Source organism: Lachnospira multipara LB2003, assembly GCF_000702205.1.
GTDB classification, from domain to species: Bacteria; Bacillota; Clostridia; order Lachnospirales; family Lachnospiraceae; genus Lachnospira; species Lachnospira multipara_A.
Genome location: NZ_KL370871.1, coordinates 131,103 through 151,929, shown reverse-complemented (window position 1 = coordinate 151,929; position 20,827 = coordinate 131,103). Strand labels below are relative to the sequence as shown.

Here is a 20,827-nt window from a genome sequence, read left to right as displayed (position 1 = left end):
GAAAGTAGACGTGAAGTACTGCATATTATAATTGTACACAAATTAGTTGCGCTTAATTAAATTAGGAGGATGACGTATGTTAGAACTAAATCATATTCGTAAGGATTATAAATCTGGAGATATGACAGTTAATGCTCTAAAGGATATTAATCTAAGATTTAGAGATTCGGAGTTTGTCTCAATTCTTGGACCATCAGGTTGTGGTAAGACAACAACACTTAATATTATTGGTGGCCTTGATAAGTACACAGATGGTGATTTAAAGATTAATGGTGTTTCAACAAAGGATTATAAGGATAGAGACTGGGATGGTTACAGAAATAATTCTATTGGTTTTGTTTTTCAAAGCTATAATCTAATTCCACATCAGTCAATACTTGCTAATGTTGAACTAGCTTTAACACTATCAGGTGTATCAAAGCAAGAGAGAAGATTAAGAGCTAAGGAAGCACTTGAAAAGGTAGGACTTGGAAATCAAATTCACAAAAGACCTAATCAGTTATCAGGTGGACAGATGCAAAGAGTTGCAATTGCAAGAGCTATTGTAAACAATCCAGATATTTTGCTAGCTGATGAGCCAACAGGTGCACTTGATACAGAAACAAGCGTACAGATTATGGAAATCTTAAAGGAAATTTCTAAAGATAGACTTATTATTATGGTTACACATAATCCAGAGCTTGCTAAACAGTATTCTACAAGAATTGTAAGATTACTTGATGGTAATATTATGGATGATTCAAACCCATACACATATGAAGAAGCACATAAGGATGCCCAAGCAAAAAGAGATAAAGCAAAGAAAGAAAAGGATGAATTAAAGAAGGCAAGTAGGAAAGAGAAGAAAGCTAAGAAAAATAAGACACACATGTCATTTTTAACAGCCCTTTCTTTAAGCTTTAATAATCTTATGACTAAGAAGACTAGAACACTACTTACTGCATTTGCTGGAAGTATCGGTATTATAGGTATTGCGCTTATTATGTCTATATCCAATGGTGTTCAGTTATATATAGATAGGGTTCAAAGAGAAACTCTTGCAAGTTATCCAATTCAGCTACAGGCAGAAACAGTTGATGTAAGTAGTATGATTTCTACTATGATGGGTCAAAGTGATACGGATGATAATGGCAGTGGAGAAGAAAGAGACGCTAACAAAATTTATAGTTATAATATCTTATCAGATATGTTAAATACTATGGTTGCTAAGGTTACTAAAAACAACCTAAAGGAGTTTAAGTCATATATTGAAAGCGGAGATTCTGATATTCAGGATTATGTACAGGATATTCAATATATTTACAATGTACCAATTAATATATACTCAAGCGATACAAGTAAAGAAGTAACACAGTTAAATCCTAATAATATGCTATCTTCTTTTTACGGCGGTCAGTCTATGACAGGAACAGATGGTTCATCAAATACAATGTTTAGTATGGGTGGAACTCAGACATGGACACAGTTACTTGGAAATCAAGAGGTTCTTGATTCTCAGTATGATGTAGTAGCAGGTAAGTGGCCAGAAAATTACAATGAAGTAGTATTAGCTGTTAATGAGAATAATGAAATAGATGATTATACTCTTTATGCTCTAGGCCTTAGAGATATGGATGAGTTTAATAAGCTCTACAAGGCAATAATGGCTGGAGAAGAATTTGAAACAGAGAATACAAGCTATACCTATGATGAGGTTTTAGCTAAGACATATAAACTTGTTTTTCCAACAGACTATTACAAGAAAAATAGTGACACAAATCTCTGGGAAGATATGTCAGAAGATACAGACTACATGACAAATCTTGTAAATAATGCAGAGGAAATTAAGATTGTTGGTATTATTAAGCCATCTGAAGATGCTGTAAATTCATCTCTTAACAATAATATTGGCTATACTAAAGAATTAATGGAACATATCATTAATAAGGTTAATGACTCTGATATTGTTAAGGAACAGTTAGCTAATCCTGAAGTCGATGTATTTACTGGCTTAAAGTTTAAGACAGCTGATGAGCCAATTACAATGGATGATGTAAATGCATATATTGCAACACTTCCATCAGAAGAGGCAATGGCAACAAGGGCAATGATTAGCACTATGCCTGAAGATCAGATTATTGAGAATTTTTCTAAGGTATTAAAGGCTAAGGAAAATAATGCAAGTTTTGAAGGCAATAAGACAAAACTAGGAGTTGCTGACCTATCTAGTCCATCAGGAATAGATATTTATGCAACAGGTTTTGAAGCTAAGAAAAATATTGAGAATATTATAAAGGATTACAATAAAGCACAGACAGATGCAGGTAAGGAAGATAATGAAATTAGCTATACAGATTATGTTGGAATTATTATGTCTAGTGTAACAACAATTATTAATGCAATTTCATATGTATTAATAGCATTTGTAGCAATTTCACTTGTTGTATCATCAATTATGATTGGTATTATAACTTACATCTCTGTACTTGAAAGAACAAAGGAAATTGGTGTGCTTAGAAGTATAGGTGCATCTAAGAAAGATGTATCAAGAATATTTAACGCAGAGACTCTTATTGAGGGATTTGTATCAGGTACTCTTGGTATATTAATTACATTATTACTTTGCATTCCAGCTAATGCCATAATTTACAATGTGACAACAATTTCAAATGTGGCTAAATTACCAGTAAACGGCGCAATTATATTAATTATAATTAGCATGGTTCTTACATTTATTGCAGGACTTGTACCAGCTAAGATGGCTGCTAAGAAAGATCCAGTTGTAGCATTAAGATCAGAGTAGTATAATAAATATAGTAATACAAAAGCTTTAGATTCATTATGGGTCTAAAGCTTTTTACATAAAGAGGGGATAGTATGGATAGAGATATAAAGGCGTTACAGATAGTAAGTGTGCTTGTAGCTACAATAATTGTTATAGTGGTTCTTAGAGGCGCGCTAGGAATAGATAATAACACTAAGGTGGGAAGCAATGATAAGGAGACTACTTCCTTACTAAAATTAGATAATCCAGAAAAAATCACCGGAGAGGATATTCAAAATCTAGATGAGATTTTAGCAACAGTAAGTAATGAGACTTATATTGACCAGTCTAAGTTACTTACAGCTGATAATCAAAAAGCTAATTTAGAGATAAATAAGGGTGTAGGACATCAAGTTAGTGATGATACTAAAAAGGATGAGACTAATTACAAAAGTAGTTATGAATTTAGTGAAAAAATGTATCCTTACAGGGCTATGTTAAATAGTTCTGAGGCCAATGCCTACGACCAAATATATGAAGGAATAACACAATTAAAAGAGTCAATTAGTTTATCAGCAGAGATTAATACAGACCAGATTAAGAATGTAATGTTAGCTGTATTTTGCGATCATCCAGAGCTTTTTTATATAGATACCAAGTATAATTATAACTATACTAGCACTAAGAAGGTAATAGCAGTTTCGCCGGAATATAACAGTACAGCAGCAAATTTAATTACTAGCCGACAAAAATTTTATCAGGCAGTGGCAGAAATTATAAATGAAGCCCAGGGCTTAAAAACTGATATTGAAAAAGAACAGCTTGTCTATAAGCGAATCCAGGAAATATGTACCTATGTAAATGATTCTGATATGAATCAAAGTGCTTATTCTGTTATGGTTAACAAGCAAAGTGTATGTGCTGGATACTCTAGAGCATTTCAATATATACTACAACAGCTAAATATACCTTGTTATTTCTGCCTTGGGGTTGTTGGAAGTGGAAATCATGCCTGGAACATTGTTTTTATAGATGGAAACTATTATAATGTGGATTTGTCTTGGGATGACGCACTTTCAGAGTTAACAAATGGCACTTCATACACCTATTTTAATATTTCAGATACAGCAATTAGTTTAGATCATGCAAGAAGAGATTTATCACTTAAGCTACCAGAGTGCAAAAATACATTAAAAACAGAATAAAAACAAAAAATAGGTTTACTGTAGCTTTTTAGCATGGTAAAATTATACAGTAAGAGATATAATTTGATTCTTTTATTGTAGTAATTGACTTGTATGAATTAACTATAAAGGAGACGTATCATTATGAATAATAAGCTTAAGACACCTGAGGTAGAACAGTTATTAAATGCTGTTTTAAGCCTAAAGGATATTGATGAGTGTTATGAATTTTTTGAAGATATATGCACAATCAATGAATTGCTTTCTCTATCTCAGAGATTTGAAGTGGCTAAGATGCTAAGAGAAGGTAAGACATATCTCGATATAGCAGAGAAGACAGGCGCTTCAACAGCTACTATTAGTCGTGTTAATCGTTCACTTAATTACGGCAATGATGGTTATGATAGAGTGTTTGAAAGACTTCATCTTCTAACTGATAAAGAAGACTAATGTGATACTTAATAATTAAGGACTTGTTTTAATAAAACAAGTCCTCTTTTTATTTTTATTTTTGTTTTTATTTTTTCTTGCTTTCTTTTTTCTCTTTTTTTTCTTTAGCTGCGTCAGCCTTTGTCTTTGACTTAGTCTTTTTCTTAGCTTCTTGTTTTTCATTGAAGTCATCAATTAAATTCTCGATGATATTCTTCTTCATATAAACATCAAAGCTTAATAGACATACAAGGGAGAAGAGCTGTAAAAATTCACGTTCATCTTCATCTTCAACGTCCTTAAAGGATTCGCTAGCAACCTCTGATTTCTTAATAACGTCCTTTGATAAATAATCAATCTGAGCTTTTTCAAGTAGATAAATTTCATTGTAAATACTATCTAAATCTGGCTTAGAATCAGCATCGAAGAAACGATCTGTTAATGGATTGAGTATTTTTTGAATATCACTAATATAAAGGATGTTCTTGAAATAATAAATAAATGTAAGAATATAGATATGTTCTTTAGAATATTTCTTCTTTACAGGTGCAGGTAATAAGTTGTTCTTAGTATAGTTATTAATCATTGTCTTAGTTAGGATCTTATCATCTTCATGACGTTTAATATCGCTTAAATGCTCGTCCATAAAGGTTGTAACCTGATCCATATAAAGATTAATATTAGGAACTTCATTAGGCTTTATATAGTTTAATTTTACTAATTTTTTAAGTAGAGCGTTAATAAACTCTTTATTGTCGTTATTCATATTAATTAAATGACCCTCTTTCAAAGTTTACATAGTCAAAAATAATTATATAGAAAAAAATAATAGTTAGCAAGTAGTATTAAAAACCATGTGAAGATATTTTGTCCTTAAAAAGTGCATATTTCTGCAAAAAATATGAGTTAAAGTGCTAAGAGTTTTATTTGGCAAAAGCTAGCTTTATGTTATATTTAATTTGTCAGAAACAAAGATTAATGACAACATAAAAAAATTATATTATAATGAAAAAAACATGACCTTATGGTTACCCATTAGTGGGAGATATGGAGGATATTATGGGAATTTTAACAAGATTTAAGGATATTATGAGTGCTAACATCAATGCATTACTTGATAAGGCAGAAGATCCAGAGAAGATGATTGATCAGTATTTAAGAAATCTTGAGAAGGATTTAGGTGAGGTTAAGGCTGAAACTGCTTCAGTAATGGCTGAAGAGACAAGAGCTAAGAGAGAATTAGAAGAATGCAAGCAGCAGATTGATAAAATGCAGGAATATGCACAAAAGGCCTTACTTGCTGGTAATGAAGCAGATGCTAGAGCTTTCCTTGAGAAGAAGCAGACATATGTTAATAATCAGGCTTCACTTGAGCAGGTATATAAGGTGGCAGCAGACAATGCAGTTAAGATGCGTCAGTTACATGATAAGTTAGTAAAGGATGTTGAAAGCTTAGAGTCAAGAAGAGACGCTATTAAGGCTAAGGTTAAGGCAGCTAAGGCTCAGGAAAAAATAAACAAAGTAGCATCTAAGGGAGTTGGAGCTAGTTCAGATATGGCTGCATTTGAGAAGATGGAAGCTAAGGCAGATAGAATGCTTGATGAAGCTAATGCAATGTCAGAATTAAATAAGTCCGAAGAAAGCACAGATATTGATGCTCTTACAGCAAAATATGATGCACAGCCACAGACAAGTGCTGTGGATGATGAACTTGCTGCACTTAAGGCATCTATGGGATTACAATAAATAGCATTAAGGAGAAAATATGGGATTATTTGGTAACCAGTTAGCTAATGTTGTGGAATGGACAGAATACAGAGATGATTCTATTTTTCACAAGTGGTCTAATAACGAAATAAAAAAGGGTTCTAAGTTAATTCTTAGAGCAGGACAGGATGCCATTTTTATGTATAATGGCAAAATCGAAGGTATATTTAGAGATGAGGGAGAATATAATATTGAAACTGATATTATTCCTTTCTTATCAACACTTAAGGGATTCAAGTTTGGTTTTAACAGTGGTTTAAGAGCAGAAGTTTTATTTGTTAATACTAAGGAATTTACTGAAAAGTGGGGAACTAAAAATCCTATAGCTCTTCCAGCACCACAGCTGAATTTACCAGGTGGATTGCCTATTAGAGCATTTGGTAATTATTCATTTAAGGTGGATGATTATCTTGCACTAATAGATAAGATTGCAGGAATTAAGTCAGAGTTTACTGTTGAAGATGTTAGAATGAGAGTTATTGCTGTAGTTGATAAACTTCTTATGAAGTGGATTTCAACAGAAGGTAAAGATCTTTTTAATCTTCAGGCTTATTCTTCACAGATTTCATCAGGAATTAAGACAGATCTTGATATGGAATTATGTAAGCTTGGATTAACAGTAACAGATTTTAATATAGCAAGTGTTTCTTATCCAGAAGAAATAACTAAGATGCAGAATAAAGCAGCTGCACAGGCTATGGTTGGTGATATGAATAAATATACAAGCATGGCAATGGCTGATGGAATGACAAAGGGAACATCAGCTTCTAATCTTGCAGGAGATATGGTTTCAATGTCTATGGGAATGGCAATGGGACAGCAGATGTTAAATCAGATGAAGGAAGGCAATGGAGCAATGGCTGATATTAATAACGATCAGGTCGGCTCTATACCTAAGTTCTGTCCTAATTGTGGAACTAAGACAACAGGAACAAGATTTTGTGGAAACTGCGGAACAAAATTTTTCTAAAAAATAATATAAAGCAACTTATTAAGGAATCTTTTATGTAATTAGACATGAGAGATTCCTTTTTTTTCGAAAAAATGTTCTTTTATATAAGGCTTTATGATATAATAATTTTTGTGTATAAAGAAATTTTGAGAGGTAATTATGAATTTAAGTGGACTTAATAGAATGCAAAAAAAGGCAGTTGAAACTGTAGATGGCCCTTTACTTATTATTGCCGGGGCTGGTTCTGGTAAGACTAAGGTTTTAACAAGTAGAATTGCGTACTTAATAGATGATTGTGGTGTTGAACCCTATAATATTTTAGCTATAACATTTACTAATAAGGCCGCTAGAGAGATGAAGGAAAGAGTGGATGCAGCAGTAGGCGCTAATGCAGGTAAGGTATGGGTATCTACTTTCCATTCAACATGTGTACGTATTTTAAGAAGATATATAGATAGAATTGGATACAATACTAATTTTACAATTTATGATACAGAGGATCAAAAAAGTGTAATTAAGGATATCTGTAAGAAGTTTAATATAGATACTAAGATGCTTAAGGAGCGTTCTATAATGAGCGCAATTTCTAAGGCTAAGGATGAATTACAAAGTCCTTCTGACTATGAAAGAAACGTAGGCGGAGACTATAATGGCAAGCGTATTGCTAATGTATATAGGGAATATCAGAAGCAGTTACGTCTTAATAATGCCCTTGATTTTGATGATATTATTTATAAGACTGTTGAGCTTTTTGAGAAGGATGAGGAAGTATTAGCTTATTATCAGGAGAGATTCCAGTATATTATGGTTGATGAGTATCAGGATACTAATACATCCCAGTTTAGACTTATTAGCTTACTTGCTGATAAATATCGCAATTTATGCGTTGTTGGTGATGATGACCAGAGTATTTATAAATTTAGAGGTGCTAATATTACTAATATTCTTAGCTTTGAATCTACATTTGATGGAGCTAAGGTTATTAAGCTAGAGCAGAATTACCGTTCAACACAGACTATTCTTAATGTTGCCAATGCTGTAATTAAGAATAATTATGGTAGAAAGGATAAGGCTTTATGGACTGAGAATGGAGAAGGTGATTTAGTTAATTTTTCTTTATATGATTCAGGCTTTGCTGAGGCTGAAGGCGTTGTAGCATCTATAGCTGAGAAGGTAAGAGATGGTTGGGATTATAATGATATAGCTATTCTTTATAGAACTAATGCCCAGTCCCGTGTATTAGAAGAAAAATTACTTATGCGTAATATTCCTTATAGAATTTATGGTGGTGTTAGTTTCTACCAAAGAAAGGAAATAAAGGATATTCTTAGTTATTTAAAGACTATAGATAATGCTAGTGATGCCCAAGCTATTAAACGAATTATTAATATTCCTAAGAGGGGAATTGGTGATACTACAATTGCCAATATTTCTGAATATGCTGATGTTAATGAAATGACTTTCTGGGACGCTCTAAAGAATATTGATGATATAGCTACAGTTAAACGTGGAGCTAATAAGATTAAGCCATTTACAGATCTTATTGAAAAATTTAGAGAAAGACTTGAAGAAATCAGTCTTAGAGAATTAATTGAAGAGATACTAGAAGAGACAAGATATATAGATAGCTTACTTGAGAAGGAAGAAAGAGAAGAAGTTGAGGCTCGTAAGGAGAATATTAACGAACTTGTAACTAAGGTTGTATCATATGAGAATGCATGTGAGGAAGAGGGTGTTAAAGCTACTCTTAATGGATTCCTTGAAGAAGTAGCCTTAATTGCAGATATTGATAATTTAGATGAATCTGAAAAACAGGTTATGCTTATGACACTTCATTCAGCTAAGGGTCTTGAATTCCCTATTGTATATATGACAGGTATGGAAGATGGTTTATTCCCAAGTTATATGACAATTACAAGTGATGATCCAACTGAAATTGAAGAAGAGAGAAGACTTTGCTATGTTGGTATAACAAGAGCTAAGAAAGAACTTTTCCTATCAGCTGCTAAGATGCGTATGATTAGAGGCGAAACTCAAAGCTGTAAGGTTTCTAGATTTATAGGAGAAATTCCTAAAGAATATCTTAATACTGAGAATAACTGTCAGGGATATTCTAATAAAACAATTAAATTTGGTGGAGATGAAGATTATTCATCAGCTAATAGAACTAACTTTAGAGCCGTTGGTAAGAGTATGCTATCTGCATATGGAAGCGGTAAAGTAAGCTCAGATTATGAAAGTAAGAGAGTTACAATTGGAAGAGCCTACGGAAATCAGAATAGATCTTTTAAAACTGATTATGGCAGTGCTAAGCCTAATGGTGTTGGTTATAGAAAGAAGGAAACAGGATATAGTGAATATGCTAGTGATATAAGAGCTGGTAATCTTTCTAAGCCTAATAATAAGGTGGGCTTTGGTAAGGAATTCCCAATGGATTTATTTGATTTAAAGAAGGATTCGGCACACAAAAGAAGTACTAGTGCTAGCGCTTTTAAAACAAGTGGAGAAGGCCCAAGTACAGGACTTGGTGGAATTGAAAGCCTTGGATATAAGGTTGGTGACAGGGTTTGCCATACAAAGTTTGGTGAAGGTATTGTACGTGCTATTGAAGAATCACCTAGAGATTTTATGGTAACAGTAGATTTTGATGAATTTGGTACTAAGAGAATGCTTAGCCAGTTTGCTAAATTGAAGTTAAAGTAAAGTTTATTGCATGTTTAAAATTACTGTGATATAATTCTAGTAAACGTTGATCGTGATTGAAAGGAGAGGACTTATGAGTAAGGATAAGATTGAGGAGATTATAGCCGCTTCTAAGCTTAGCGATATCCTACGCAAGAAGGATGTTGAAGTTAAGAAAAGTAAGAAGGTTAATATTGCAGTTGTTGTACTTGCTATTTTAGGAGCAGTAGTTGCTATAGCTGCTATTGCATATGCAATTTATAGATATTTTACACCAGATTACTTAGATGATTTTGATGATGACTTCGATGATGACGATTTCGATGATGATTTCGATGACGATGATTTTGAACTAGATGAATAATTGATAACACATTAGAAATGCGAAATGACTCTTTCTATCTGTTGATAGAAAGAGTTTTTTTATGATAATATGTTTTTGTTGATTTAAGAGATAATTAAACTAATAACTAATAGATAGGAGTTTTTTGATTTGAAAAAAGGTGAAGTTTATACAGGTAGAGTTTTATATGCAGATTTTCCTAATAAAGCAGTAGTTGAGCCTATTGCTAAGGTGGATAAGGGAGATTTATCTGCTAATGATGTGGTTATTGCTAATGCTAGTTTTATTCCTATGGGGGAAGAAGAGCCAAGTAGAGTTATAGTTAAAAACTCTATCCCAGGTCAGGAAGTAAGCTTTATGGTTAATAAAAAGAAACATGGTAAGTGCGAAGGTAGATTATTAGAGGTTATTAAGAAAGCTGATAGTGAAACTAACGAAGCCTGTCCACATTTTGGTAATTGTGGTGGTTGTGTGTATCAGACAGTTGATTATAATACACAGCTTGAAATGAAAAGAGAACAGGTTAAAAAACTTATTGATGCTGTGGCTAAGACTGATTATGAATTTGAAGGAATCTTAGGCAGCCCTAAGTTTGAAGAATATAGAAATAAGATGGAATTCTCTTTTGGAGATGAATATAAGGATGGTCCATTAGCCCTTGGCCTTCATAAGAGAAACAGCATGTATGACATTGTTAATGTTTCAGGTTGTAAGATTGTAGATAAGGATTATTCTAAGATTCTTGGCTGTGTTAAAGCTTGGGCAACTAGTAATGACCTTAAATTTTTAGGAAAGAATAGTCATGAAGGCTTCTTAAGACATTTACTTGTACGTAAGGCTGTTAAGACAAAAGAAATCCTAATTGATTTAATAACTACAACACAAGAAAATCATGATGCTAAGATTAAGGAATTATCTGATGCCTTATTAAAGCTTGATTTAGAAGGAAAGATTGTTGGTGTATTACATACACTTAATGATTCTATTGCTGATGTTGTAATTAATGAGGGCACAGAAATTATCTATGGTCAGGATTTTATTACAGAAGAGCTTTTAGGTCTTAATTTTAAGATTGCTGCATTTGCATTTTTCCAAACTAATTCTCTTGGAGCTGAGGTCCTTTATTCAAAGGCAAGAGAGTATGTTGGAGAGACTAAGGATAAGGTTATTTTTGACCTTTATTCAGGAACAGGTACAATTGCTCAGATTTTAGCCCCTGTTGCTAGAAAAGTTGTTGGCGTCGAAATCGTTGAAGATGCAGTTAAGTCAGCTAAGGAAAATGCTAAGCTTAATGAACTTGATAACTGCGAATTTATTGCAGAAGATGTATTAACTGCCCTTGATAAGATAGAAGATAAGCCTGATTTTATCGTTCTTGACCCACCAAGAGATGGTATTAATCCTAAGGCTCTAGAAAAGATTATTGATTATGGTGTGGATTCTATGGTTTACATTTCATGTAAGCCAACTTCTCTTCAAAGAGATTTAGTAATGTTACAGGAGAGAGGCTATAAGATTAAGAAGGTCTGTCTAGTGGATATGTTCCCTGGAACTGTGCATTGTGAAACGGTTTGTTTGATGTCCAAACTATCTGAAGCGAAGCATCATATCTAGGTTAAAGTGGATATGGACGAGTTGGATCTGATCAGCGCAGAGGCCAAGGCTACTTACAGAGAGAATTTCTCAGAGTGAAAAAGACAAAGATAGAGGCGAATAAAATGATTTTTGTTATAGCATTCACAGCAACATTTATTTCATTGTTATGCTGTAAAGTCATAAAGAAACCAGCGGTTAGAGTTATTCTGGGGATGGTGGCATTCTTCAATATTCTAATTATGATTTTAGCTGGAAGTTTTATATATACAACAAAGTACAAAATACATGATGTAGCTTCATATACATCACCGGATGGAAAATATGAATTATTATTCCAGCAGGTAGGAGATCCGGATTGGCCATTTGGACATACACATGCTAGATTAGTTCTTCAAGATGAAAAAGGAACGATTGTAAAGTATTCTTTTGATATAGCAGCTGATGGGGCAAATGCCAGTCCTGATTTGTGTCAAGTTACATGGAAAGCTACTCAAGTGGAAGCAGTAATTAGCGATGAAGAGCAGAATGATAATCAGTACATTTTGTATTTTAATGGTAAAACAGAATCTAATCAACTTGATACGAGGTTCGGAATATAATGTTTAAAAGAGGAGGATTGTTGATGACATTATGAAAATTCTTGTGTTAAACGGAAGTCCAAGACCAAACGGTAATACAGCACCGATTTATTACCACGGAATATCAGGACAGCTGAAATGTGTGATAGACCGGTTCTATTCTGCACTTTATCCGACCGCACCTGTCACATTGAAGACGGTTGCTATGTTCCTCAGCTCCGGAGATGACAATATGTACGATGGAGCAAAGTTCTCATACGATGGCGATTTCCTCGGCTATCTGGGCTTGGAGGGAATGGGCATCTTTACAAATCATGACAAGAATGTGATGAGCAGAATAAAAGATATGGCATCATCTTTATAAAGTTGCTATCAGAGATAATAAAGAACAATTTAAATAGATGTTGAAAGAATTGCAAATAACAGAGGCTCTCACACTGCCATTATCGGTAGTAAGAGAGCCTTTTTATGCTTCGATTTCGATTGCAAGCCCGGATTTGAATTACACGGTTGAGTATTCCGTTAGAAAACATATAGATTCCGGCTATGCTTCAAGATATTGTAATAATATGTCTTGAGATAAAACAATTTGTATGGTTCCATTTCGGAATTATTTATCACCACATCATCCTTGATACATACATCATTATTCTCTGTTTGCTTAAAAAGCATTTCCCATTCCACTGGCTTATTCATTTTAAGCATAGTATCAAACGATACGACCATATAATTGCTAATATCTGCACCTTCTGGAAGACGCTGAAGTTCTGTAGTTGGATAGTCCTGCTCATCAACTGGCATATTTTTGAACAGGAAGTCCTGAAAGAATATCTTTTCTTCACTCATTTAGAAAAAGCACCCCACACATGTATTGACTTCAATTGCCTTCAGAACAAGGTTGCGAAACTCCTTTGCCAGTTCAAGAAATTCCTCATTATCTGAATTGTTAATCATGCGATCAGTTATCTCAAGAGTTTTTTTCAAATTATCTCCTTCTATCCACTCCTCTTCATACATATTGATCAACAGATTACATTCTGCGTCTATGAAATTAAATAAGTATTTCTCCATAAGATAAAACTTGTCTTCGTGAAATTTCATAAACCAGTAAATATCTCTTATATCACCTTTATTGTCATCCCATACTTTATAGTCACACATCTCATTATATGCGTTTTCATCCTTAGGAACCACAATGCCATACCATTTGTTCAAATCGAGATATCTTGTATATCGAGTGCCATCTACAATACGTTCGTCTTTTCCTTGAAAAAAATCTCCCATATCACACCGTTCCTTTCTTATGCGTCATTCTGAAATGAGTCAACCTGAAGTTTTCCGCCCTTCTTGCAGCTCCTTGAAAAGTTCCAGGAATACTTGGATCTTTGAGATCAAGAGTTAAATATCTACTTATTCTGCCATCTGCACGCACTTCTCCAACACGAAAATACTTGCCACCAATTGCAGTTATAATCGCATACTGTCTGCCATCCTTAAAGAATGTGATTTTACGCATGTTGTTATTAAAACTGTTGGAAATATTACTAATCCCAAATTTTGATACATACTCATCCAAATTTACAGCTTTCCAGCCATTTGAAAACTGTCGATATTCATTCCGGTCATGCAGCACGCCTCTTATTTTTTCTATATTTTTTGTTATTATTAGTTGATGAATGGTTTTACGCCTTTCATCAGTATAAATAGCTTTTGCTCCCATTATGCCATCCTCCTTTTCGCTGCGTCTGCATATAATACCTTACAGATTTCATCTTCGGACAAATAATAACGGTAACTCCGGCCATTATTTCTTACTCTGTTACGGCGATCCGGAAAGGAGATTATCTCAAATCCGTGCTGCCTGATTAAACGTGCCGCTTCCTTCTTGAAAATAGAACCATATACAAACAGAATTGACGGATTCTTTTTTTGAAGTACTATATCTAGTTGGTATTCTCCATAAGCCTTAAAACCGTTATTAGTACATCCAAGGTTACCGACAATAAACGAACACTCATCTGGGAAATAATCCGCCGCACATAAGGTTCCGAAGTCTCCCGCTCTATAATTGGGAAGAATTTTTATCCCCTTGGTGCCCAAATAACATGCATGGATCGCATTTACCAGAATGCTAAGTCTCTGTCTGGGTCTTAACATCCCTATGCTCGGGCTGAGATCAAATCCGCTGACACCGCCATATTCCTTAAGTATTTCGATATCATCATCAATCTTTGCCAATCTTGGCCAGAGTTTATTCTCAAACATGAAATATGTGAGGAGGGCATTCGCTTTTGCCACCTCGGGAATATCATTCCGATAAGCAAATGTTGAAACGGCACTTGGTATCCCTGTATAGGTATATTCAATTGGAAGCTGCGGGATTCCTCTCTTAAAAGTTATTTCTTGTTCTTTAAGGTACGATATCTTATCATCGCACCATTTCAAAATATTAAATCGCATCATATTATTTCCTTTCTGAAGGCATATTCTGCCTCCTGACTATGTTTGAAAGTTATATTTTTGAGTAGACACCTAAAAGAAGATATGATACAATTTAATTTGCATAAATGGATATGTATCATATCCTGAAAGCACTCTTTCGTGCTACGCCAATAGTACGATAACAGGGTGCTTTTTCTTTTAGGAAAAATAATCTTTCAATTTAATCACCTCCTTCATGCGTCTTGGTAAATACTTCATACGCATCTTCATTCAAATGTTTTAAAAACGGTATCTCATGTTCGAAAATACGGTAACCGTATCTATGTTTTCTGTTTCTTATTGTTGATTCGACATTCCCGGCTACAGTCATGCTGACACCGCAGTGAGAGATTATTTCATTTTCTGTATCAATTCCCTTCATAATAAGATAAGGGATAGGGCAGAGAAAATATCTCCCGAAAAAGTCAGCAAGATCATCCTGATCTTCATCATTAGAATCTTCGTCAAACACATAGTGCTTGAGCTCATGAAAAATTGTCAGCCTGACTGCACCATAGGGTTCAAACTTGTCATTGTAATAAATCGTTGGCGGGTTTTCCTTTGTACCCCTGACAAAGAAGCCGTACTTACTTTTCTTTTCAAGCAAAGCTCTTGCTTCTTTAGGAAATTCAGAATAGGGTACCAACGCAACTCCCAGTCGTCTGCATATATCCTTTTCATCTATCGGGAAATCCTTAATATCATAATCAAGAAAGATTTCAATTATGACTTTAACGATATTTTCATATATGTTAGAGGATCTATACATTTTCGTTTCCTCCTATAAGGAGAGCTATCAATCTGTTTTTTTCCTCTGGTGTTAATTCACCACCCTTTCTTGCAATTGCAGCTGAAATAACATTATACGCAGTCTGCCCTTTGTCCTCCTCCTTAAGGAAATAATCCGTTTCAACCTGAAGTGCTTTAGCGATATTCACCACCACATCCATCCTTGGAGTCTTATCGCTTTTCAGATAACGGGAGATTGAGCTTTCGGTGATACCGCTTAATTTAGAAAGCTGTTTCTGATTAACCCCTTTTTTTTTCATAAGATCAGATACCATTTCATTCCAATTCATGCTTTTTCCTACCTTTCTGAACACGTTATGTTTGCAAACTCACAACATTATTATAAATTGCAGTTATGCAATTGTCAATCCTTTATTTGAGATTATTTGGTTTTATATCCTCTTTGATAATCTTTTTCATCTTGTTTTCTATAGTTTCTGTCGTTGTGTCAGAATAATAGCCGGATACCTAATAGGTTGTATTACCAATCTTACGAGAAAAGCCGACACATTTCTGTATCGGCTTTTCTTCATTGTTCTGTATTATATTTTTCTCTTCAATCATATTCTTTGCTTCTCTCTAAAACGGGAGGACAGTTTACGGATAATGGTTTTAAAATATCAAATGATGGTGGAATTGATGGGTATGGATATCATACAGACGATGATGATTTCAGAACAACCAGAGTTGTAATTCAATGTAAACGATATAACATAGCGCCTGTGAGTGAGCCTAATATAAATCAATTTTTTTTGGGGGCTATGAATAAATTTTAGGCAGATTATGGAGTGTTTATTACAAATAGTAGATTTACTAATGCAGCAAGGGAGGCAGCAAGAGAAGGTACACCAATAACATTAATTGATGGCAATAATCTGGTAAGGCTTGTTATTAAGTATGAATTTTATATTACACCTGTAACAACATATGTACTTGATGACTTTTATGATGAAGAATAGTTACATTGGTTATATTAATAGAAAACATGTGTATAACTTCTCTCACTGATTGTATGTCATGTAACTATTTTTTATAGCACACAATTTTTTCCCAGTTTTCAGAAAAACCCATTTTGGAAAATAGCAGTTCCTGGCTGATGTGTGGGCAGTTCTTGAGAACGGAATGAATCAATCGTTTGAGCTCAGCTTTAAATTGTTTAAATTCCTGATTATCAATAAGATAACGCAAAGCAATCACTACTGCAAATAAATCCTTCTTGCCGATAGCATATTGTCCGTTTTTCTGTGGTATTTGTAATTTACGATGTAAAACCGTATCAGGAATAGCTTCATTTCTTTTGTAAAGTGGTTTTGGCAAATTCAGAATCAGAAATAATAAGTTGCTTTTCTTTTTCAAGCTTTTCGATTTGCTCATCATATGTGTAAAATGTTTTATTAGCCATTTCTGAATCCTCCTTTATTTGGCATAAAAAAAGTGGAGCCCACGCATGGAACTCCACCGGCTGCGGGCATCGCAAGTTTCCGCAGCGCAACCACTAAAGATACCATACCATTGATATCTGGTGATGTCAAACAGTTTTTTTTTATACGACAGAGCAGGCCTTCCATTGCGGAGCGTCCAGCAAAGATGCGGGGAAAAAGCTTTGTGCCATTAACAAGGTGGAATCAGTAAATATGGTTAGACCGGTTATTGATGATTTATTAAAGCTTCCAGACAAAAATATTTAGAGGATAGTGTCAGTAAGAGTTATGATATAATCGAAGAGACAGGATTCGTACCGCAGATGGGGATGCGAGTGTTCCAACGGTTGGTATGGGATGAGAGATTCTATTTATAGGAGGTGATAGTTATAGCAACATATGTTATTTCTGATATACATGGGCAATACGATATGTTTATGGAATTGCTTGAAATGATAAATTTTAAAGAAACAGACACTCTATATGTTTTGGGTGATGTGCTCGATCGCGGGCCGCATCCTATTAAAGTATTAAGGAAGCTCATGAAAACACCAAATGCTATATGCATGGTAGGAAACCATGAGCTTATGGCGGTGAAATGCCTGGAGTTTCTTATGAAAGAAATTACAGACATGTCCATAGAAGAATTGGATGAAGAAATGCTGGATAATCTAGTGAACTGGCAATACAACGGAAGCAAGACAACAATAGATGAGTTTGGTAAGCTAAGTTTTGATGAGAAACAGGATGTATTAGATTTTATAAAGGAGTTTTTAATATATGATGAAGTCACGGTTTCTGACCGGGACTATCTTTTAGTTCATGCGGGGTTAGGAAATTATTCTCCGGAGAAGGATATTGAAGATTATTCGCTACGTGAATTAATCTGGTTGAGAGCAGATTACAATGTGCAGTATTTTAAGGATAAATTTGTAATAACAGGACATACACCAACACAGAGTATTGTGGATAATCCTAGACCAGGATTTATATATAGAAAAAATAATCATATAGCAATTGATTGTGGGGCGTGCTATTCAGGTGGAAGACTAGCGGCAATTTGTTTAGAAACAGGAGAAGAGTTTTATTCATCTCCAAACGTTTGATTTACGATGTCATTTCCGAGAAGATTGTTAAAGTAATTAGCTTCAGAAATAGTTGCTGTTTCTAGAGATTTATGTAATGGTCTTCATCGGAAATGCCTTTATTTTTCCCCAAGTCGTTTTCAAAATTCATAACCTTCTAGAAGACAGTGAAGTTCTGTAGTCGGATAGTCATGCTCATAAACTGACATATTTTTGAACAGGAAGTCCTGAAAGAATATCTTTTCTTTGCTCATTTAGAAAAAGCACCCCACATATGTATTGACTTCAATTGCCTTCAGAACAAGGTTGCGAAACTCCTTTGCCAGTTCAAGAAATTCCTCATTATCTGAATTGTTAATCATGCGATCAGTTATCTCAAGAGTTTTTTTCCAAATTATCTCCTTCTATCCATTCCTCTTCATACATGTTCCTTTCTTATGCGTCATTCTGAAATGAGTCAACCTGAAGTTTTCCGCCCTTCTTGCTATAAAGGAACATCATCAAAACTTATAAAGGAGAAAAGTGTAATTAGAGAAGATATAAGTAGGCAAATTAGTGAAAAAATTATGATTACAATTTTACACAGTATTAAAAGATAATTAGGCTTATTCTCTGTAATTCGTAAAGAAAACGTTTTGGAACTATTATTTTCTGTATGTTCCATGATGTAAATTTTAAGGACAATAGAAATAATAAAAAAAGCATACCCTGTAAAATTAAATGCAATAGTATAATTACAAGCTAATTGTATTTGTTCTGAAGAATTAAATGCATAAGGGTCTATGGATGTGGGGAGAAAACTGATGAAATAATATTCTCCTAGAATTACCATTGCGATAATGGTGATCCCAATCAACCAAAGTAGATTAGAAAGCAATTTCAATTTTTTCATAATAATCACATCCTTTTCATCACATTATGTAACAGTATAGCATAAATTTTTTTAATTGCACATGCATTTGTGGGAAAACCTGCAAGTCCTGAAAGCAAATTTACTCCTGGGGATGTTAAGATGATTGAAGATTATCATAACCTCAGAGAAGAGCAGCAAAAGCGTCTTATGGCTTATATGGAGGCTCTGAAGAAGATAGAGAGCCTTGAAGATATATAAACAAGATGTGCAAATTAAATATCATTTGGGGTTCCAGATTGGAACCTCAAATAAAATGTTTTATATAGATGAGGTGGCGTATGGATGAAGTTGTAACAAATGAAGAGAATAAGACAATTGAAAGAACCGGTTAGAACATTAATATTTCTCAATTGATTTATGTTATACGAGGAAGACAAGTTATGATAGATAGCGATTTGGCAATTCTGTATCAGGTTGAGACCAAGAATATCAATAAAGCAATGAAAAGAAATATTAAAAGATTTCCCGATGACTTTTGCTTATCGGACCGGATTCAAGGATCGAAAAGATGCTAATCACTTTAAACTCGAAAGACTTAATGTAGCCAAGAAGAAAAACGGTTCTGACAGTCATACCAAAGAGGTTTGCTAGAGTGACGAAACATCTTCTAATAGTTCTTTAAGCCATTCTGGTTTGCAGTCACTTATACCAGACGACTCCAACATTTTGCAGTCAAATACATCACCCGATGCATGTGGAGACTGTTGCGTTATTGTCTAAGAATTTACTTCTGCTGAAAGTAAAGCTACTTATAGGCAGATAAAGGACTGGGTTAAAGAGAACTATGGAATTAAGAGTCGAAATGAATACATAGCTAGGGTTAAAGAAAAGTATGGAATAATTGAGCATGAAAACTCAAATTATATTGAAGCTATGAAAAACGATCCTAAATATGAAAAATTGGTACTCGATGATTTGAAAACATGCTTTGCAATGCCAGTACCCTCATGGTATCAGGCAATGGGTGGAACTTCCACATATATTATATTTAATTATGGGGCAAGTTATTGCATATGTGATACTCACATGATATTATATTCGTAGTTACGAAAATGATGATTCGGAGAAATGAAAAATGACGATTAGTGAAAGAATATTCATGTTAATTGAACGTAAGCAAATAACACAGAGTGAATTTTGTAGAAGAGTTGGTCTTAGACCGAGCACTGTCAGTGAGTGGAAAACTAAGAAGCATACTCCAACTGCAGATAAAATAATGGATATATGTGCTGCACTTAATGTATCTCCTGAGCAACTTCTGACGGGAAAAGGTATAGATAGTGTAGAGGATTCAGTTGACTATCAGTTGGATTACCTAGGTAAGCAATTGATTTTAGAGTACGAGGGGCTTAATGATGATGCTCAAAAGAGGTTGTTAGCTTATGCGAAGAAGCTAAGTGAGTTAGTCAAAATGGAAGAAATAAATAAATGAAGTGAACTCGTATTGGAAATGTAATTGCATTGAATTCGGGGCAATTAAGCTTCCGACGTAATAAAGAATTGGATTAGAAATAGATCGACACTTGAGTACTTAGGAACTTGGGAACAAATATATAATCCAAATTTTAAAGTGGTCGAATTCGACCACTTTAAAAAACAGGCAGGATTACCAATTTTCACATTGAGCGTTTCTGATGGGGTAGAATCCACTAATGCAATTGGTATGTATGTAAAGAAAGGCAGATATGGTGGTACATTTGCTCACAAAGATATTGCATTTGAATTTGCGTCTGCTATTAGTCCAGTTTTTAAATTATATTTGATAAAAGAGTTTCAGAGACTAAAAGAACAAGAAAATAATGTTAAGAAAATTGAATGGAATGCTAAAAGATTTCTCACAAAGAATAACTATCTTATTTAGACA

At 34.1% G+C, this 20,827-nt stretch carries 22 protein-coding genes and 3 pseudogenes; 16 read left to right on the top strand and 9 right to left on the bottom strand.

The genetic code is table 11. The annotated features are described in order from the left end of the window. Window positions 1-76: 76 nt before the first annotated feature. The 3 genes from T537_RS0110185 (at window position 77) to T537_RS0110175 (ending at window position 4,377) form a co-directional block, all read left to right on the top strand. Window positions 77-2,782 carry an ABC transporter ATP-binding protein/permease gene (locus T537_RS0110185; RefSeq protein ID WP_031557715.1) on the top strand — a complete coding sequence of 902 codons (2,706 nt, stop codon included), beginning with the start codon at window positions 77-79 and terminating at the stop codon, window positions 2,780-2,782. 74 nt (window positions 2,783-2,856) lie between these two features. After that, window positions 2,857-3,948, top strand: coding sequence for a transglutaminase domain-containing protein (locus T537_RS0110180; protein ID WP_031557713.1), 1,092 nt, complete (start codon window positions 2,857-2,859; stop codon window positions 3,946-3,948). Between the two features lie 123 nt (window positions 3,949-4,071). Then, complete coding sequence (locus T537_RS0110175) at window positions 4,072-4,377, top strand: YerC/YecD family TrpR-related protein (RefSeq protein WP_027438910.1); 306 nt, start codon at window positions 4,072-4,074, stop codon at window positions 4,375-4,377. A 67-nt stretch (window positions 4,378-4,444) separates the two neighbouring features. On the opposite strand, the gene T537_RS0110170 is transcribed toward T537_RS0110175, so the two are convergent. After that, window positions 4,445-5,122, bottom strand: coding sequence for a DUF1836 domain-containing protein (locus tag T537_RS0110170; RefSeq protein ID WP_027438911.1), 678 nt, complete (start codon window positions 5,120-5,122; stop codon window positions 4,445-4,447). Window positions 5,123-5,415: 293 nt separating this feature from the next. Here T537_RS0110170 and T537_RS0110165 point away from each other — a divergent pair, with 293 nt between their 5' ends. The 7 genes from T537_RS0110165 (at window position 5,416) to T537_RS13140 (ending at window position 12,638) form a co-directional block, all read left to right on the top strand. Then, window positions 5,416-6,102: a PspA/IM30 family protein gene (locus T537_RS0110165; protein WP_027438912.1), complete on the top strand. Its 687-nt coding sequence runs from the start codon at window positions 5,416-5,418 to the stop codon at window positions 6,100-6,102. Window positions 6,103-6,121: 19 nt separating this feature from the next. Further along, the gene (locus T537_RS0110160) at window positions 6,122-7,093 is read left to right on the top strand and encodes an SPFH domain-containing protein (protein ID WP_027438913.1); all 972 of its coding nucleotides are present in this window, start codon (window positions 6,122-6,124) and stop codon (window positions 7,091-7,093) included. A 141-nt stretch (window positions 7,094-7,234) separates the two neighbouring features. Further along, a complete protein-coding gene (locus tag T537_RS0110155) occupies window positions 7,235-9,778 on the top strand; it encodes an ATP-dependent helicase (protein ID WP_027438914.1) in 2,544 nt (847 codons plus the stop codon). Between the two features lie 73 nt (window positions 9,779-9,851). Continuing rightward, entirely contained in the window at window positions 9,852-10,121 is a 270-nt protein-coding gene (locus T537_RS0110150; protein WP_027438915.1) for a hypothetical protein, read from the top strand. A gap of 129 nt (window positions 10,122-10,250) precedes the next feature. Then, the gene (rlmD, locus tag T537_RS0110145; RefSeq protein WP_027438916.1) at window positions 10,251-11,714 is read left to right on the top strand and encodes a 23S rRNA (uracil(1939)-C(5))-methyltransferase RlmD; all 1,464 of its coding nucleotides are present in this window, start codon (window positions 10,251-10,253) and stop codon (window positions 11,712-11,714) included. A 194-nt stretch (window positions 11,715-11,908) separates the two neighbouring features. After that, window positions 11,909-12,295: a hypothetical protein gene (locus tag T537_RS0110140; RefSeq protein WP_155895263.1), complete on the top strand. Its 387-nt coding sequence runs from the start codon at window positions 11,909-11,911 to the stop codon at window positions 12,293-12,295. A 211-nt stretch (window positions 12,296-12,506) separates the two neighbouring features. After that, a complete protein-coding gene (locus T537_RS13140; protein WP_278244478.1) occupies window positions 12,507-12,638 on the top strand; it encodes a hypothetical protein in 132 nt (43 codons plus the stop codon). A gap of 158 nt (window positions 12,639-12,796) precedes the next feature. Here the strand turns inward: T537_RS13140 and T537_RS0110130 are convergent, their stop codons facing one another. From T537_RS0110130 to T537_RS13280, 7 genes and pseudogenes are all read right to left on the bottom strand, one after another. Then, window positions 12,797-13,075 (bottom strand): hypothetical protein, encoded by a 279-nt coding sequence (locus T537_RS0110130; protein ID WP_155895262.1) that lies wholly within the window; start codon window positions 13,073-13,075, stop codon window positions 12,797-12,799. Window positions 13,076-13,120: 45 nt separating this feature from the next. Continuing rightward, window positions 13,121-13,558, bottom strand: a complete 438-nt coding sequence (locus tag T537_RS0110125; RefSeq protein ID WP_031557704.1) for a hypothetical protein — start codon at window positions 13,556-13,558, stop codon at window positions 13,121-13,123. A 1-nt stretch (window position 13,559) separates the two neighbouring features. Then, a complete protein-coding gene (locus T537_RS0110120; protein ID WP_027438506.1) occupies window positions 13,560-13,994 on the bottom strand; it encodes a hypothetical protein in 435 nt (144 codons plus the stop codon). Beyond that, window positions 13,994-14,737, bottom strand: coding sequence for a DUF4417 domain-containing protein (locus T537_RS0110115; protein ID WP_031557701.1), 744 nt, complete (start codon window positions 14,735-14,737; stop codon window positions 13,994-13,996). Before T537_RS0110115 ends, T537_RS0110120 begins: the two co-directional genes overlap by 1 nt. A gap of 199 nt (window positions 14,738-14,936) precedes the next feature. Further along, window positions 14,937-15,524, bottom strand: a complete 588-nt coding sequence (locus T537_RS0110110) for an ImmA/IrrE family metallo-endopeptidase (RefSeq protein ID WP_027438504.1) — start codon at window positions 15,522-15,524, stop codon at window positions 14,937-14,939. Then, a complete protein-coding gene (locus T537_RS0110105; RefSeq protein WP_027438503.1) occupies window positions 15,517-15,834 on the bottom strand; it encodes a helix-turn-helix domain-containing protein in 318 nt (105 codons plus the stop codon). Before T537_RS0110105 ends, T537_RS0110110 begins: the two co-directional genes overlap by 8 nt. A gap of 82 nt (window positions 15,835-15,916) precedes the next feature. After that, window positions 15,917-16,003: pseudogene (locus T537_RS13280) on the bottom strand (hypothetical protein); the annotation flags it as partial. Between T537_RS13280 and T537_RS12165 the strand changes: the two are divergent. Continuing rightward, window positions 15,988-16,503: pseudogene (locus tag T537_RS12165) on the top strand (restriction endonuclease). The pseudogenes T537_RS13280 and T537_RS12165 sit on opposite strands and share 16 nt — an antisense overlap. Window positions 16,504-16,567: 64 nt before the next feature. On the opposite strand, the gene T537_RS0110095 reads toward T537_RS12165, so the two are convergent. Further along, window positions 16,568-16,861 carry an Abi family protein gene (locus T537_RS0110095; RefSeq protein ID WP_242839184.1) on the bottom strand — a complete coding sequence of 98 codons (294 nt, stop codon included), beginning with the start codon at window positions 16,859-16,861 and terminating at the stop codon, window positions 16,568-16,570. Window positions 16,862-17,345: 484 nt separating this feature from the next. Between T537_RS0110095 and T537_RS0110090 the strand changes: the two genes are divergently transcribed. The 5 genes and pseudogenes from T537_RS0110090 to T537_RS13195 all read left to right on the top strand — a co-directional run bounded on the left by T537_RS0110090 (window position 17,346) and on the right by T537_RS13195 (window position 20,824). Continuing rightward, window positions 17,346-18,071 (top strand): metallophosphoesterase family protein, encoded by a 726-nt coding sequence (locus T537_RS0110090; protein ID WP_330372608.1) that lies wholly within the window; start codon window positions 17,346-17,348, stop codon window positions 18,069-18,071. A 940-nt stretch (window positions 18,072-19,011) separates the two neighbouring features. Next, window positions 19,012-19,161, top strand: a complete 150-nt coding sequence (locus tag T537_RS12905) for a hypothetical protein (protein WP_155895261.1) — start codon at window positions 19,012-19,014, stop codon at window positions 19,159-19,161. 137 nt (window positions 19,162-19,298) lie between these two features. After that, window positions 19,299-19,439: pseudogene (locus T537_RS13245) on the top strand (ORF6N domain-containing protein); the annotation flags it as partial. Window positions 19,440-20,038: 599 nt separating this feature from the next. Further along, window positions 20,039-20,395: a helix-turn-helix domain-containing protein gene (locus T537_RS0110075; RefSeq protein ID WP_027438470.1), complete on the top strand. Its 357-nt coding sequence runs from the start codon at window positions 20,039-20,041 to the stop codon at window positions 20,393-20,395. A 60-nt stretch (window positions 20,396-20,455) separates the two neighbouring features. Further along, window positions 20,456-20,824, top strand: a complete 369-nt coding sequence (locus tag T537_RS13195) for a KilA-N domain-containing protein (RefSeq protein WP_330372417.1) — start codon at window positions 20,456-20,458, stop codon at window positions 20,822-20,824. Window positions 20,825-20,827 lie beyond the last annotated feature (3 nt).

Excerpts from the sequence above, each read along its gene's own strand:
- T537_RS0110185 (WP_031557715.1), top strand. The coding sequence starts at position 77 with ATGTTAGAACTAAATCATATTCGTAAGGATTATAAATCTGGAGATATG.
- T537_RS0110180 (WP_031557713.1), top strand. The coding sequence starts at position 2,857 with ATGGATAGAGATATAAAGGCGTTACAGATAGTAAGTGTGCTTGTAGCT.
- T537_RS0110175 (WP_027438910.1), top strand. The coding sequence starts at position 4,072 with ATGAATAATAAGCTTAAGACACCTGAGGTAGAACAGTTATTAAATGCT.
- T537_RS0110170 (WP_027438911.1), bottom strand. The coding sequence starts at position 5,122 with ATGAATAACGACAATAAAGAGTTTATTAACGCTCTACTTAAAAAATTA.
- T537_RS0110165 (WP_027438912.1), top strand. The coding sequence starts at position 5,416 with ATGGGAATTTTAACAAGATTTAAGGATATTATGAGTGCTAACATCAAT.
- T537_RS0110160 (WP_027438913.1), top strand. The coding sequence starts at position 6,122 with ATGGGATTATTTGGTAACCAGTTAGCTAATGTTGTGGAATGGACAGAA.
- T537_RS0110155 (WP_027438914.1), top strand. The coding sequence starts at position 7,235 with ATGAATTTAAGTGGACTTAATAGAATGCAAAAAAAGGCAGTTGAAACT.
- T537_RS0110150 (WP_027438915.1), top strand. The coding sequence starts at position 9,852 with ATGAGTAAGGATAAGATTGAGGAGATTATAGCCGCTTCTAAGCTTAGC.
- T537_RS0110140 (WP_155895263.1), top strand. The coding sequence starts at position 11,909 with ATGGTGGCATTCTTCAATATTCTAATTATGATTTTAGCTGGAAGTTTT.
- T537_RS13140 (WP_278244478.1), top strand. The coding sequence starts at position 12,507 with ATGTACGATGGAGCAAAGTTCTCATACGATGGCGATTTCCTCGGCTAT.
- T537_RS0110130 (WP_155895262.1), bottom strand. The coding sequence starts at position 13,075 with ATGCCAGTTGATGAGCAGGACTATCCAACTACAGAACTTCAGCGTCTT.
- T537_RS0110125 (WP_031557704.1), bottom strand. The coding sequence starts at position 13,558 with ATGGGAGATTTTTTTCAAGGAAAAGACGAACGTATTGTAGATGGCACT.
- T537_RS0110120 (WP_027438506.1), bottom strand. The coding sequence starts at position 13,994 with ATGGGAGCAAAAGCTATTTATACTGATGAAAGGCGTAAAACCATTCAT.
- T537_RS0110115 (WP_031557701.1), bottom strand. The coding sequence starts at position 14,737 with ATGATGCGATTTAATATTTTGAAATGGTGCGATGATAAGATATCGTAC.
- T537_RS0110110 (WP_027438504.1), bottom strand. The coding sequence starts at position 15,524 with ATGTATAGATCCTCTAACATATATGAAAATATCGTTAAAGTCATAATT.
- T537_RS0110105 (WP_027438503.1), bottom strand. The coding sequence starts at position 15,834 with ATGAATTGGAATGAAATGGTATCTGATCTTATGAAAAAAAAAGGGGTT.
- T537_RS0110075 (WP_027438470.1), top strand. The coding sequence starts at position 20,039 with ATGACGATTAGTGAAAGAATATTCATGTTAATTGAACGTAAGCAAATA.